Origin of the sequence: Lachnoclostridium sp. An76, from assembly GCF_002161355.1 — a bacterium.
Taxonomy (GTDB): domain Bacteria; phylum Bacillota; class Clostridia; order Lachnospirales; family Lachnospiraceae; genus Mediterraneibacter; species Mediterraneibacter caccavium.
Genome location: NZ_NFHL01000010.1, coordinates 18,436 through 31,298 on the forward strand (window position 1 = coordinate 18,436; position 12,863 = coordinate 31,298).

At 53.6% G+C, this 12,863-nt stretch carries 12 protein-coding genes and 5 tRNA genes; all 17 read left to right on the plus strand.

The window, feature by feature from the left end:
* Positions 1-201 precede the first annotated feature (201 nt).
* Positions 202-273, plus strand: a tRNA-Glu gene (locus B5G27_RS13890).
* A 90-nt stretch (positions 274-363) separates the two neighbouring features.
* Positions 364-436: transfer RNA gene (locus B5G27_RS13895), tRNA-Thr, on the plus strand.
* Between the two features lie 28 nt (positions 437-464).
* A tRNA-Ile gene (locus B5G27_RS13900) sits at positions 465-538 on the plus strand.
* 138 nt (positions 539-676) lie between these two features.
* Positions 677-750: transfer RNA gene (locus tag B5G27_RS13905), tRNA-Asp, on the plus strand.
* Positions 751-790: 40 nt separating this feature from the next.
* Positions 791-876: transfer RNA gene (locus tag B5G27_RS13910), tRNA-Leu, on the plus strand.
* Between the two features lie 86 nt (positions 877-962).
* Positions 963-1,676: an HAD family hydrolase gene (locus B5G27_RS13915; protein WP_087179455.1), complete on the plus strand. Its 714-nt coding sequence runs from the start codon at positions 963-965 to the stop codon at positions 1,674-1,676.
* A 298-nt stretch (positions 1,677-1,974) separates the two neighbouring features.
* Positions 1,975-2,934 (plus strand): beta-ketoacyl-ACP synthase III, encoded by a 960-nt coding sequence (locus tag B5G27_RS13920; RefSeq protein ID WP_087179456.1) that lies wholly within the window; start codon positions 1,975-1,977, stop codon positions 2,932-2,934.
* 104 nt (positions 2,935-3,038) lie between these two features.
* Positions 3,039-3,263, plus strand: coding sequence for an acyl carrier protein (locus tag B5G27_RS13925; RefSeq protein WP_087179457.1), 225 nt, complete (start codon positions 3,039-3,041; stop codon positions 3,261-3,263).
* Between the two features lie 39 nt (positions 3,264-3,302).
* Positions 3,303-4,241 carry an enoyl-[acyl-carrier-protein] reductase FabK gene (gene fabK, locus B5G27_RS13930; protein ID WP_087179458.1) on the plus strand — a complete coding sequence of 313 codons (939 nt, stop codon included), beginning with the start codon at positions 3,303-3,305 and terminating at the stop codon, positions 4,239-4,241.
* Entirely contained in the window at positions 4,234-5,154 is a 921-nt protein-coding gene (gene fabD, locus B5G27_RS13935; RefSeq protein ID WP_087179459.1) for an ACP S-malonyltransferase, read from the plus strand. The genes fabK and fabD overlap by 8 nt, the downstream gene beginning before the upstream one ends.
* Positions 5,148-5,888, plus strand: coding sequence for a 3-oxoacyl-[acyl-carrier-protein] reductase (fabG, locus tag B5G27_RS13940; protein WP_087179460.1), 741 nt, complete (start codon positions 5,148-5,150; stop codon positions 5,886-5,888). Before fabD ends, fabG begins: the two co-directional genes overlap by 7 nt.
* Before the next feature lie 361 nt (positions 5,889-6,249).
* Positions 6,250-7,488 (plus strand): beta-ketoacyl-ACP synthase II, encoded by a 1,239-nt coding sequence (gene fabF, locus B5G27_RS13945; RefSeq protein WP_087179527.1) that lies wholly within the window; start codon positions 6,250-6,252, stop codon positions 7,486-7,488.
* A 10-nt stretch (positions 7,489-7,498) separates the two neighbouring features.
* On the plus strand, positions 7,499-8,035 hold the full coding sequence (gene accB / locus B5G27_RS13950; protein WP_087179528.1) for an acetyl-CoA carboxylase biotin carboxyl carrier protein: 537 nt from the start codon (positions 7,499-7,501) through the stop codon (positions 8,033-8,035).
* 192 nt (positions 8,036-8,227) lie between these two features.
* Positions 8,228-8,659 carry a 3-hydroxyacyl-ACP dehydratase FabZ gene (fabZ, locus tag B5G27_RS13955; protein WP_087179461.1) on the plus strand — a complete coding sequence of 144 codons (432 nt, stop codon included), beginning with the start codon at positions 8,228-8,230 and terminating at the stop codon, positions 8,657-8,659.
* A 6-nt stretch (positions 8,660-8,665) separates the two neighbouring features.
* On the plus strand, positions 8,666-10,000 hold the full coding sequence (locus tag B5G27_RS13960; protein ID WP_087179462.1) for an acetyl-CoA carboxylase biotin carboxylase subunit: 1,335 nt from the start codon (positions 8,666-8,668) through the stop codon (positions 9,998-10,000).
* Between the two features lie 92 nt (positions 10,001-10,092).
* Entirely contained in the window at positions 10,093-11,787 is a 1,695-nt protein-coding gene (locus B5G27_RS13965) for an acetyl-CoA carboxylase carboxyltransferase subunit alpha (RefSeq protein ID WP_087179463.1), read from the plus strand.
* Positions 11,788-11,795: 8 nt separating this feature from the next.
* Positions 11,796-12,848, plus strand: a complete 1,053-nt coding sequence (locus B5G27_RS13970) for an NAD(P)H-dependent flavin oxidoreductase (RefSeq protein WP_087179529.1) — start codon at positions 11,796-11,798, stop codon at positions 12,846-12,848.
* Positions 12,849-12,863 lie beyond the last annotated feature (15 nt).

Genomic DNA, 12,863 nt, shown 5'->3' on the forward strand with positions numbered 1-12,863 from the left:
CTGTAATGTCAATGTGTTATGCTGTGATTTTTTCCTGCCCATGGATGTCTCAATGGCAGAAAATGATGATATCTGCCCCTATTATAAAGAAAAAGCGGGCAAATAACAACTGTGCGCAGCGAAAATAGTGCTTGCAAAAGCAGGACGTTTATGATAGTATATAGGTTGCCGTTGAGCGGTTTCTCTCAACGGAAATTATATGGCCCCGTGGTCAAGCGGTTAAGACATCGCCCTTTCACGGCGGTAACACGGGTTCGATTCCCGTCGGGGTCATTGGAGTGCCGATGTGGCTCAATTCAGTAAGATTGACCGCGTCAATCGCAGGCAGAGCGGCTGATTACAGATCAGCTGCCCCAGATATATGCCGATGTGGCTCAATTGGCAGAGCAGCTGATTTGTAATCAGCAGGTTATCGGTTCGAGTCCGATCATCGGCTTTGTTCCTTTGGGAGCAAAGATTAGTTTGGACCTTTAGCTCAGTTGGTTAGAGCAACCGGCTCATAACCGGTCGGTCCTGGGTTCGAGTCCCCGAAGGTCCATTTGCACGTAAGCGTCTAAAAGACAGACGCCAAGTGCTCATAGCGCGCCGCCTCGTAAGCTCGAGAATACCTCGCTAACAGCGGCGGCATGCATCGCACGTAAGCGTCTAAAAGACAGACGCTAAGTGCTCATAGCGAGGCCCAGTGGCTCAGTTGGTTAGAGCGCCGCCCTGTCACGGCGGAGGTCGAGAGTTCGAGTCTCTTCTGGGTCGTTTCCCCCATCGGAAGATGGGGGAGTACAATTTTATATCAGCCGCAGTGGCGGAATTGGCAGACGCCCGGGACTTAAAATCCCGTGGGTAGTGATACCCGTGCCGGTTCGACCCCGGCCTGCGGCATTGCAGAAAGCGCCTGGTCTCTGGAAGGGATCAGGTGCTTTTTTCAAACTATTTTATAATTACAGAACAGCAAGGAGATCAGAAAAATGGAGATCAGGCATATTTTATTTGACCTTGACGGGACTCTGCTCCCAATGATCCAGGAGAAGTTTGTGCGCTTTTATATGCCTCTTTTGGCAAAGACATATATCTCCCGCGGGGTGGAGCTGGAGCCAAAAGATTTTATCGCTTCGGTGTGGAGCGGATACGAGGCGATGGTAAAAAATGACGGGACGCGGACGAACAGGGAGGCGTTCTGGGCGCATATGGAAGAAAAACTGCCCATTTCTTTAGAAGAGTCAGAGGAGATCGCCCTGGATTTTTATGCAAATGAATTTAACGAGGCGATCCGTGCGACGAAACCGTCGCCAGCTGCTGACCAGATCGTAAAAGCTGCCAGGGAAAAGGGGATAGAGACTTATCTTGCGACGAACCCTGTATTTCCCAGATGCGCTACAATGAACCGGATCCGGTGGGCAGGTCTGGATGCGGGGGATTTCAAGGAGATCACGACGTATGAGTATTGCAGATACTGTAAGCCTTCCCTGGAGTATTTCAGGGAGATCCTGGAGAAGTACGGACTGGATCCGGCGGAATGCCTGATGGTGGGGAATGATGTGGAAGAGGATCTTTCAATACGGAGCCTTGGGGTCAGGACTTATCTCGTGACAGATACTTTAGAGGATCGAAAAGGGATACCATATGAAACGGATTATATGGGAACGCTCAGCGAGCTCCTGGAATTCGTAAAGAGCCTTTAAACGGAGTCTTTAAACAGCCTGTAAACAGCCCGTAAACAGCCTGCGGAAAGGGAGCCAAACTGTGCCTTTGCGGAGTGACGGGATTTGTTTTGTACGGGCTCTGTGCGGGCGGTGTTCCGGCAATATGGCAAAGACAGAACTGCAGGCCGGGAAAGATCGAAAAAGAGATTGAAAAATGTTGCGAAAAATGTTACAAAGTTATTAAGAAATTATATTGACAAATGGATACAGTGTGATATACTTTGAAAGTCAAAGTATTTAAGAGCCAAAGTAATTTTGGCGGATTTGGAGAACGATGATGGTAGGAAAAATATGCGGAACCGGTTCTTACGCTCCGCACCGTGTGATGGACAATCATGATCTTGCGAAGATCGTGGACACAAGCGATGAGTGGATACGGGAGAGGACCGGGATAGGAAAGAGACACATCATTGAGGAGGAAACGACTTCTTATATGGCGGGTCAGGCTGCCCTGAGGGCGGTTGAGCAGAGCGGGATCGATCCGGCGGAGATCGAGCTGATCATTCTCGCGACGTCCTCTTCTGAGACGGTGTTCCCCTGTGCGGCGTGCGAAGTGCAGAAAACGATCGGTGCCGTCCATGCTGCGGGGTATGATATGAACGCTGCCTGTACGGGATTTGTACTTGCGTTTAATACGGCACAGGCATACATAAGCGCAGGCATCTATCAGACGGTCATGGTCATCGGCGCGGACAGCATGAGCAACCTGGTGGACTGGACAGACCGTGGTACCTGCATCCTTTTCGGAGACGGAGCGGGCGCTGTGATCCTGCGGGCAGAAGAGGGGATGCCGGTCCATATGGCAGCGCATTCTGACGGAGTGAAAGGTCCGGCCCTTACAGAGCTCAGCAGACACCGGAAAGACTGGGATAAAGAAAATGACAGTGAGTCCTATATCCATATGGACGGGCAGGCGGTGTTTAAGTTCGCGGTCCGCAAGGTGCCGGAGATCATAGAAGAAGTGCTGGATCAGGCGGGAATGAGGCTGGATGAGGTCGATCATTTTGTACTCCATCAGGCGAACCGGAGGATCATCGAGGCAGTGGCAAAGCGGCTGAAGACAGATATTTCAAAATTCCCCATGAACCTGGAAGAATATGCCAACACTTCGGCGGCGACTGTGCCGATCCTGCTGGATGAGCTGAACCGGAAGGATGTGCTCAAAAGAGGTGAGAAGGTCATGCTCTCAGGATTTGGGGCAGGGCTTACGTGGGCGGCATGCCTGTTTGAATGGTAGCAGAAAAAGGGGCGGTCTTCGGGACGGTCCGGCAGATTTGAAGGTAATTCCCGGCAGCGCCGGATTACACATATATTTTTAAACACAGAAAGGAAAAGAGAACCATGTTAGAGAAGATCAAAGAAATCGTAGCAGAATCACTGAACGCTGACGCAGCAGAGCTTACAGAGGAGACAAGCTTCAAAGATGACCTGGGCGCTGATTCCCTGGATCTGTTTGAAATGGTAATGGCATTTGAGGAAGAGTTTGAGGTGGAGATCCCGTCTGAGGATCTGGAGCAGATCGCAACGATCGGCGATGTCGTGAAATATCTGGAAGCACACAAATAAGACTGAGTTAGATTTTTAGAGAAAGAAAGGTTGTAGAGTATGAAGACAAAAGTAACCGAATTATTAGGAATCGAATATCCGATCATTCAGGGAGGAATGGCCTGGGTTGCTGAGTATCATCTCGCAGCCGCCGTATCCGAAGCCGGCGGCCTCGGGCTGATCGGTGCAGCGAGTGCGCCGGCTGACTGGGTGCGTGATCAGATCAGAGAAGCAAAGAAGCTTACTGACAAACCGTTTGGGGTAAATATCATGCTCATGAGTCCGTATGCGGACGATGTGGCAAAAGTGATCGTGGAGGAAGGCGTGAAAGTCGTTACGACCGGAGCCGGATCCCCGGAAAAATACATGAAGATGTGGAAGGAAGCAGGAGTCAAGGTGATCCCGGTCATCGCATCCGTTGCGCTGGCTAAGCGTATGGAGAGATGCGGCGCGGACGCGCTGGTGGCAGAGGGCACCGAGGCAGGCGGACACATCGGTGAGAACACGACTATGGTACTTGTACCGCAGGTCGTGGATGCAGTGAGCATCCCGGTCATCGCGGCAGGAGGGATCGCCGACGGAAGAGGGATCGCGGCAGCCTTCATGCTGGGCGCGCAGGGCGTGCAGATGGGAACTCACTTTGTGGTTACGAATGAATCTCAGGTTCATGAAAATTATAAAGATATGATCATCAAGGCAAGGGACATTGATTCCAGGGTGACAGGACGTTCCACGGGACATCCGGTGAGGGCGCTGCGGAATCAGATGACCAAAGAATACTTACAGAAAGAGCAGGAAGGAGCTTCCTTTGAGGAGCTGGAGCTGCTCACTCTCGGCGGATTGAGAAAAGCTGTCGTAGAGGGAGATGTAAAGACCGGAAGTGTGATGGCAGGACAGATCGCGGGTATGGTCAAAGAGAAGATGTCATGCCATGACCTGATCCAGAAGCTGGTGAAGGAGACGGACGACCTGATCGGAGGAAAAGGATTCTATGAGTAAGATCGCATTTATGTTCCCGGGACAGGGAGCGCAGAAAGCCGGAATGGGCAGGGATTTTTATGAACAGAGTGAAACAGCACGGAAAGTCATCGATAAGGCGACGGAACTGCTGGATATAGATATGAAAGCATTATGCTTTGAAGAAAATGATAAGCTGGACCAGACAGAGTACACACAGGCCGCGCTTGTGACAGTCTGCCTGGCAATGGAACATGTATTGAGAGAGCGCGGATTAGATCCGGATGTGACTGCCGGATTAAGCCTGGGCGAGTACTGTGCCATCGCATCTGCGGGCGGGATGACCACAGAGGACGCGGTCACTACAGTGAGAAAGCGCGGCATCCTCATGCAGAACGCAGTGCCAGGGGGCAGAGGCTCCATGGCGGCAGTGCTGGGCATGACAGGAGAGGCGATCGAGAAGGTCGTGGATGAGATCGACGGCGTGACCATCGCAAACTATAACTGCCCCGGACAGATCGTGATCACCGGCTGGAAGGAGAGCGTGGAGAAGGCCTCTGAGGCTCTCAAAGAAGCTGGTGCAAAGCGCGTGATGCCTCTGAATGTAAGCGGGCCGTTCCACTCCCCGATGCTGAAAGAGGCAGGCGAGGAACTGGGAAGAGTCCTGGAAAATGTGGAGCTCTCTCCCCTGGAGATCCCGTATGTGACAAATGTGACGGCAGAGTATGTGAGAGATATCAGTGAGACAAAGAAGCTGCTCGCAGAGCAGGTGGCGTCTTCCGTGCGCTGGCAGCAGAGCGTGGAGAACATGATCGCAGACGGTGTGGACACGTTCGTGGAGATCGGGCCGGGAAGGACACTGGCAGGCTTTATGAGAAAGATCAGCCGTGATGTGAAGGTTTACAATGTCAGCACATGGGAAGATGTAGATAAGGTGGTAAGTGAATTATGTTAAATGGAAAAGTAGCGGTAGTCACAGGCGCTTCCCGCGGGATCGGAAGAGCTGTGGCGATCAGGCTGGCGTCAGAGGGCGCGGCGGTTGTGATCAATTATAACGGATCTAAGGAACGCGCGGAGGAAGTGAAAAAGGAGATCGAGGCAGCAGGAGGGAAGGCAGAGATCAGACAGTGCAATGTCTCTGATTTCGCTGCATGCGAGAAAATGTTCAAAGAGATCATCGCCGAATTCGGAAGCGTGGATATCCTCGTAAATAATGCGGGTATCACAAGGGACGGTCTTCTGATGAAGATGTCTGAGGAAGATTATGATGCAGTGTTGGACACGAACCTGAAAGGGACATTCAACTGTATCCGCTTTGTGGCAAGGCAGATGATCAAGCAGAGAGGCGGACGCATCATCAATATGGCGTCTGTGTCAGGCGTCCTCGGGAATGCAGGACAGGCAAACTACTCTGCGTCAAAGGCAGGCGTGATCGGGCTGACAAAGTCAGCGGCAAGAGAACTGGCAGGCCGCGGGATCACAGTCAACGCAGTGGCGCCCGGATTTATCAATACAGAGATGACAGAAGTGCTGTCCGATAAGGTTAAAGAAGGCGCGGTCGCACAGATCCCGCTGGGGAAATTCGGAGAGACAGAGGATATCGCAAATGCAGTGGCATTCCTGGCGTCGGATGAGGCGCGGTATATCACCGGGCAGGTACTCAATGTAGACGGCGGAATGGCCATGTAAGATTGATAGGGCTTTTTGGGGTTGGGGGTGTCCGCCGGGACGGTCTGTGTTGTCCCTGCGGACGCGCTCTCGCTCGGGCCGGAACGCAGCGGTACTAAGGCTGCAAAGGACGCAGCCTAAGTGCCGGCGTTCCTCTACGGTCCTTAGTGACAACGCAGACCGTCCCGGCTGCGCGGGCCCAAAAAGGGAGCTCGATCTTACCGGGAGAGGGGTTGGGGAGGTCGCGGTGCTTCCTCCCCAACGTTGAGTAAGTGGAAAAGACTGGGTGTGGATTTCTTGCAGCAAGTTTAAAAAGCAGGAATTTGAATTGGAGGGGACAGACAGTCTGGTGTCTGTTTCGGAAAGGGTTGGTTTTGATAAGATGAAGAGAAGAGTTGTGGTTACCGGGCTGGGGGCTGTGACGCCGATCGGGAATACGGTGGATGAGTTCTGGACCGGGATTAAGGAAGGCAGGGTCGGGATCGGACCGATCACGAAGTTTGACGCGTCTGAGTTTAAGGTGCAGATCGCGGCTGAGGTGAAGGATTTCGTGGCGAAGGAGCGCATGGACTTTAAGGCGGCGAAGAGGATGGAGCCGTTCTCACAGTATGCGGTCGCAGCTGCGAAGGAGGCTTTTGAGGATGCAGGGCTTGATATGGAGAAGGAAGATCCGTTCCGTGTGGGCGTGATCGTTGGCTCCGGGATCGGAAGCCTGCAGTGTGTGGAGACGAACTATGAGAAGATCCTGACAAAGGGGCCGAACAAGGTGAACCCGCTGATGGTCCCGCTGATGATCTCGAATATGGCGGCAGGAAATATTTCGATCCAGCTCGGGCTGAAAGGAAAATGTACGAATGTAGTGACAGCCTGTGCTTCGGGTACGCACTGCATCGGAGATGCGTTCCGTGCGATCCAGTACGGTGACGCGGACGTGATGGTGGCAGGAGGCACGGAGGCTTCTGTATGCCCCACAGGTATCGCAGGATTTACCGCTCTGACTGCGCTGTCTACGACAAATGATCCGGAGCATGCATCCCGTCCGTTTGACAGGGACAGGGACGGATTCGTCCTTGGCGAAGGCTCAGGCATCGTGGTCCTGGAGGAACTGGAGCACGCGCAGGCAAGAGGGGCAAAGATCTACGCAGAGCTGGTGGGATACGGTGCGACGGCAGATGCTTACCATATCACTTCCCCGGCGGAAGACGGAGAAGGCGCGGGAATGGCGATGAAACTGGCAATGCAGGAAGCGGGCGTCCAGCCGGAGCAGATTGATTATATCAATGCCCACGGGACGAGCACGCACCACAATGACCTGTTCGAGACAAAAGCGATCAAACTTGCTCTCGGCGATGCGGCGAAAGAAGTGGTCGTGAATTCTACGAAATCCATGATCGGACATCTGCTCGGGGCAGCAGGCGGCGTGGAGTTCGTTGTCTGCGCGAAGAGCATCCAGGATGGTTTCATCCATCAGACAATGGGTACGGAGAATGTGGATCCGGAGTGTGATCTGAATTATGCGGTCGGGGCGCCGGTGGAGAAGGATGTGAACTATGTGCTCACGAACTCCCTCGGGTTCGGCGGACACAATGCGACACTGTTGTTAAAGAAATATGAAGGGTAAGGTGTACGGGATGAAAGTAGAACAGGTATTAGAACTGGTCAAAGCTGTGTCAGAGTCAGATCTTACGGAATTTAAATATGAGGAAGATGGTGTAAAGCTTTCACTGAAAAAAACATGTGACAGGATCGTACCGGTCGCTGCTCCAACGCCGGTGGCTGTGGCAGCATCTGGCATACCGGGGGCAGCTCCGGCAGTTATCCCGGCAGCTTCTGTTCCGGCGGCGCCCGCACCTGCTCCGGCAGGGACAGCACCGGCGGAGACTCCGGCGGCAGCGACGGCAGGCGGAGCAACAGCGGAAGATGCGCTCCCGGCAGGAAATATCGTGAAATCACCGCTTGTAGGGACATTTTATGCGGCTCCGTCCGAGGATGCAGCTCCTTTCGTTAAGGTCGGCGACAGCGTGAAAGAGGGTCAGGTGCTCGCGATCGTGGAAGCCATGAAACTGATGAATGAGATCGAGAGCGATTTTACGGGCATAGTGAAAGAGATCCTTGTGGAAAACGGAGAGGCAGTAGAGTTCGGGCAGCCGCTCTTTGTAATAAGCTAGTCCGCACATGCGGCACAGGCCAGGGCGCCCGTGCAGGCTGGCCTGCAGAGGACGGCCTGGGATGTGCCATATGGCGGCAGCCATACAGCGAGAAGGAGCTGCGCAGCAGCGGAATCGAGCTGGAATGTGCGGGCGGAAATGCGGAGCACATGCGGGTTGCAAATGAACAGATAAAGAAAGGTGCATGGAATTATGAATAGTTTAAATGTAGAGCAGATCCAGGAGATCATCCCTCACAGACATCCCTTCCTCCTGATCGATAAGATCGAGGATTATGTTCCGGGGGAGTACGCAGTCGGATATAAGGCAGTGACATACCGCGAAGATTTCTTCAAAGGACATTTCCCGCAGAAGGCAGTGATGCCGGGCGTCCTGATCCTTGAGGCGCTGGCGCAGACGGGCGCGGTGGCGATCCTGAGCATGCCGGAGAATCAGGGCAGGATCGCATTTTTCGGCGGCGTCCAGAAATGCCGTTTCAAAGGAATGGTATTCCCGGGGGATACGCTGAAACTGGAGACAAAGATCATTAAGAGCAAAGGTCCTGTCGGAGTGGGACAGGCGACGGCTTACGTAGACGGAAAGGTAGTTGTCAGCGCGGAACTGACATTTATGGTAGGGGAGTAATAGAAGATGATTGGAAAAGTATTGATCGCCAACCGCGGCGAGATTGCAGTCCGGATTATCCGGGCGTGCCGCGAGATGGGTATTGAGACGGTCGCGGTTTATTCGGAGACGGACAGGGACGCGCTGCACACACAGCTGGCGGACGAGGCTGTCTGCATCGGCCCGGCGCCGTCTTCAGAGAGCTATCTGAACATGCAGAATATCATCAGCGCGACTCTCGTGTCCGGGGCGGATGCGATCCACCCGGGATTTGGGTTCCTGTCAGAGAACAGCAAGTTCGCCGAGTTGTGCGAACAGTGCAATATTACATTTATCGGTCCGAAGTCAGAAGTCATCCAGAGCCTGGGGAATAAATCCGAGGCGAGGAATACGATGATCAATGCCGGCGTGCCGGTGATACCGGGCAGCAAAGATCCGATCTATGACGCAGAGACCGGAGCGCAGGCAGCGGCTGAGATCGGCTATCCGGTGATCGTCAAGGCGGCCCTCGGCGGCGGCGGCAAAGGGATGCGCGTGGCTGAGACACCGGAAGAATTTGAAAACAGCTTCAATACGGCGCAGAAGGAAGCTCAGATGGCGTTCGGGGACAATACGATGTACATCGAACATTTCGTGCAGCATCCCCGCCATATCGAGTTCCAGATCCTTGCGGATGAACACGGGAATGTGATCCATTTAGGAGAGCGCGACTGCTCGATCCAGAGGAATCATCAGAAAATGATCGAAGAGTCCCCGTCCATCGCTCTTACGCCGGAACTGAGGGAGAAAATGGGAGAGGCAGCCGTGAAGGCGGCAAAAGCAGCCCACTATACCAATGCAGGTACCATCGAATTTCTGCTGGAAAAGAACGGGAATTTCTATTTCATGGAGATGAACACCAGGATCCAGGTGGAGCATCCGGTCACAGAGTGGGTGACGGGCATTGATCTGGTCAAGGAGCAGATCCGCATCGCAGACGGACAGCCTCTGAGCTATAAGCAGGAAGACGTCCATATCACGGGACACGCGATCGAGTGCAGGATCAATGCGGAAAACCCGGCGAAAAACTTCCGCCCCTCACCGGGAACGATCACAGACATGTACCTTCCCGGCGGGAAAGGCGTGCGCATCGACTCCGCCATTTACAGCGGGTATACTGTGCCCCCGTACTATGATTCCATGCTGGCGAAGCTGATCGTCCACGCAAAGAATCGGAGCGAAGCGATCAAAAAAATGCGCAGCGCCCTCGGGGAAGTGATCATAGAAGGGATCGATACCAATGTGGATTATCAGTATGAGATCCTGAACCATCCAGACTTTATAAGCGGGAATATTGATATAGAGTTTATAGAAAATATGTAAATTGTCAGATAATATTGGCAAAAGGGGTCAGACCCCTCTTAAGAGGGGTCTGACCCCTTTCAGGAAAGTTGTTCCTTTTGGAGGTTAAATTGATGAAATTAAAAGATATGTTCAAAAAGACCAGCAGCCGTTCTCATTATATATCGCTGACTGCCGGGAAGCCGGAAGTCCCGGCCGGGCTTTTGCGCAAGTGCAACAAATGCGGCGCGGCGATCATTGCTGAGGATGTGAAGAACGGGTACTATATCTGTCCGAAGTGCCACGGGTATTTCCGCGTCCACGCATATCGGAGGATCGAGATGCTGGCGGATGAGGGTTCGTTTGAAGAATGGGACAAGGAGATGGACTTTGTCAATCCCCTTGATTTCAAAGGATATGAAGAAAAAGTTGCCCGTTTAAAGGAGCATACAAACCTGAATGAAGCGGTGGTCACAGGGAAGATCATGATCAACGGGAATCCGGCTGTGATCGGGGTGTGCGACGGAAGGTTCATGATGGCCAGCATGGGGCATATCGTAGGAGAGAAGATCACAAGGGCAGTGGAGCGGGCGACCGCGGAGAAGCTCCCGGTCATTATCTTTACCTGTTCCGGAGGGGCGAGGATGCAGGAAGGCATCGTATCACTGATGCAGATGGCGAAGACATCCGCAGCACTTAAGCGGCACAGCGACGCGGGACAGCTCTATATTTCTGTGCTGACAGATCCCACTACGGGAGGGGTTACCGCGAGTTTCGCGATGCTGGGGGATATCATCCTCGCAGAGCCAAAAGCGCTGATCGGATTTGCAGGACCCCGGGTCATTGAGCAGACGATCGGACAGAAACTTCCAAAAGGATTCCAACGGTCAGAGTTCCTTCTGGAGCATGGTTTTGTAGACCGGATTGTGGAGAGAGAAGAGATGAAGGACGTCCTTGCGCAGATTCTGGAGATCCACAGTGCAAAGAAGACGCCGGATACGGAAGAGGCGTCTGAGGAGAAGTCTGTGGAAAAGGCAGTCAGGAGCGATCTGACAGCATGGGAGAGAGTGCAGATATCGAGGAAAAAGGACCGCCCGGTCGGGACAGATTACATTGAGAAACTGTTTACGGATTTCATGGAGTTCCACGGCGACCGCTATTTTAAGGACGATCACGCGATCGTGGGCGGCATTGCATACTTCCACGGCATGCCGGTGACAGTGATTGCACAGGCAAAAGGGAAGACAACAAAAGAAAACCTGGACAGGAACTTTTCCATGCCGTCTCCGGACGGATACCGGAAGGCGCTCCGTCTGATGAAGCAGGCGGAAAAGTTCGGACGCCCGGTCATCTGCTTTGTAGACACCCCCGGGGCTTTCTGCGGGCTTGAAGCAGAAGAGCGGGGCCAGGGGGAAGCTATCGCGAGAAATCTGTTTGAGCTTTCCGGCCTGAAAGTACCGGTCCTGTCAGTCGTGATCGGCGAAGGCGGAAGCGGCGGCGCCCTTGCGATGGCAGTGGCAGATGAAGTATGGATGCTGGAGAATTCCATCTATTCCGTCCTGTCGCCCGAGGGATTTGCAAGTATCCTCTGGAAGGACAGCAAGAGAGCCAGCGAGGCGGCGGAAGTCATGAAACTGACCGCGCAGGATCTGGAGCGCCTGGGCATTGTAGAGCAGGTGATCAGCGAACCCGCGGAATTCACGGATGAAAACCTGGACGTCGTGTGCAGGGATATGGACGGCAGGATCGGAGAGTTCCTTGAAAAATACTGCGCAATGGATGCAGCGGAGCTGACAGAAAAGCGGTATGAGAGATTCCGCAGGATGTGAGGATGGAAATGAAAAATATCAGGATTGGTGAGAAGATCACAAAAATACCGCTGATCCAGGGAGGGATGGGCGTTGGCATCAGCCTGGGAAGGCTGGCCGGGGCAGTTGCCAGGGAAGGCGGCATCGGCATCATCTCCAGCGCCCAGATCGGCTACCGGGAAGCGGACTTTGACAGAGCGCCCGCAGAGGCGAATCTCAGGGCGATCGAAAGCGAGATGGAGAAAGCGCGCTCCATCTCCCCTGACGGGATCATAGGATTTAATGTCATGACTGCGCTGAAAGAGCATGCGGCTCATGTGAAAGCGGCAGTCAGGGCAGGGGCGGACATTATCATCTCCGGGGCAGGGCTGCCCACGGACCTGCCTGCGCTGACAGCGGGAAGCCGCACAAAGATCGCGCCCATTGTGTCAACAGACAAATCCGCAAATGTCATTCTGAAATACTGGGACAGAAAGTACAAAAGGACTGCGGACCTGGTCGTGATCGAGGGACCGGAGGCAGGCGGGCATCTCGGCTTTAAGAAAGAAGAGCTGGCAGAATATACGCCCGAAACCTATGGGGAAGAGATCCGGAAGATCATACGCACCGTAAAGAGCTACGCGGAAAAGTACAATACAGAGATTCCGGTCGTTGTGGCAGGCGGCATCTATGACAGCAGCGACGTAAAGCGCGCGATGGGACTGGGAGCGGACGGCGTCCAGGTGGCGACCCGGTTTGTCACTACAGAGGAATGTGATGCGGATATCCGGTATAAACAGGCGTATATCAATGCCTCGAAAGAAGACATTATGATCGTGAAAAGCCCGGTGGGCATGCCGGGACGTGCGATCTTAAATCCGCTCATGGAGCAGGTGGCAAAAGGGATCCAGATCCCCCACAGCCCGTGCCACAGATGCCTTGCAAAATGTAATCCGGCTGATATCCCGTACTGTATCACAGACGGCCTGATCAACGCGGTAAAAGGAAATATAGAGAAGGGACTCCTCTTCTGCGGCGCAAAAGCGTGGAAGGCGGAGAAGATTGATACCGTCAGGGACGCAGTGCAGGAGCTGTTTGCCTGACAGAAAGGAGAACAT

Coding starts and splice junctions, on each gene's coding strand:
- B5G27_RS13915 (WP_087179455.1), top strand. CDS start 963: ATGGAGATCAGGCATATTTTATTTGACCTTGACGGGACTCTGCTCCCA.
- B5G27_RS13920 (WP_087179456.1), top strand. CDS start 1,975: ATGGTAGGAAAAATATGCGGAACCGGTTCTTACGCTCCGCACCGTGTG.
- B5G27_RS13925 (WP_087179457.1), top strand. CDS start 3,039: ATGTTAGAGAAGATCAAAGAAATCGTAGCAGAATCACTGAACGCTGAC.
- fabK (WP_087179458.1), top strand. CDS start 3,303: ATGAAGACAAAAGTAACCGAATTATTAGGAATCGAATATCCGATCATT.
- fabD (WP_087179459.1), top strand. CDS start 4,234: ATGAGTAAGATCGCATTTATGTTCCCGGGACAGGGAGCGCAGAAAGCC.
- fabG (WP_087179460.1), top strand. CDS start 5,148: ATGTTAAATGGAAAAGTAGCGGTAGTCACAGGCGCTTCCCGCGGGATC.
- fabF (WP_087179527.1), top strand. CDS start 6,250: ATGAAGAGAAGAGTTGTGGTTACCGGGCTGGGGGCTGTGACGCCGATC.
- accB (WP_087179528.1), top strand. CDS start 7,499: ATGAAAGTAGAACAGGTATTAGAACTGGTCAAAGCTGTGTCAGAGTCA.
- fabZ (WP_087179461.1), top strand. CDS start 8,228: ATGAATAGTTTAAATGTAGAGCAGATCCAGGAGATCATCCCTCACAGA.
- B5G27_RS13960 (WP_087179462.1), top strand. CDS start 8,666: ATGATTGGAAAAGTATTGATCGCCAACCGCGGCGAGATTGCAGTCCGG.
- B5G27_RS13965 (WP_087179463.1), top strand. CDS start 10,093: ATGAAATTAAAAGATATGTTCAAAAAGACCAGCAGCCGTTCTCATTAT.
- B5G27_RS13970 (WP_087179529.1), top strand. CDS start 11,796: ATGAAAAATATCAGGATTGGTGAGAAGATCACAAAAATACCGCTGATC.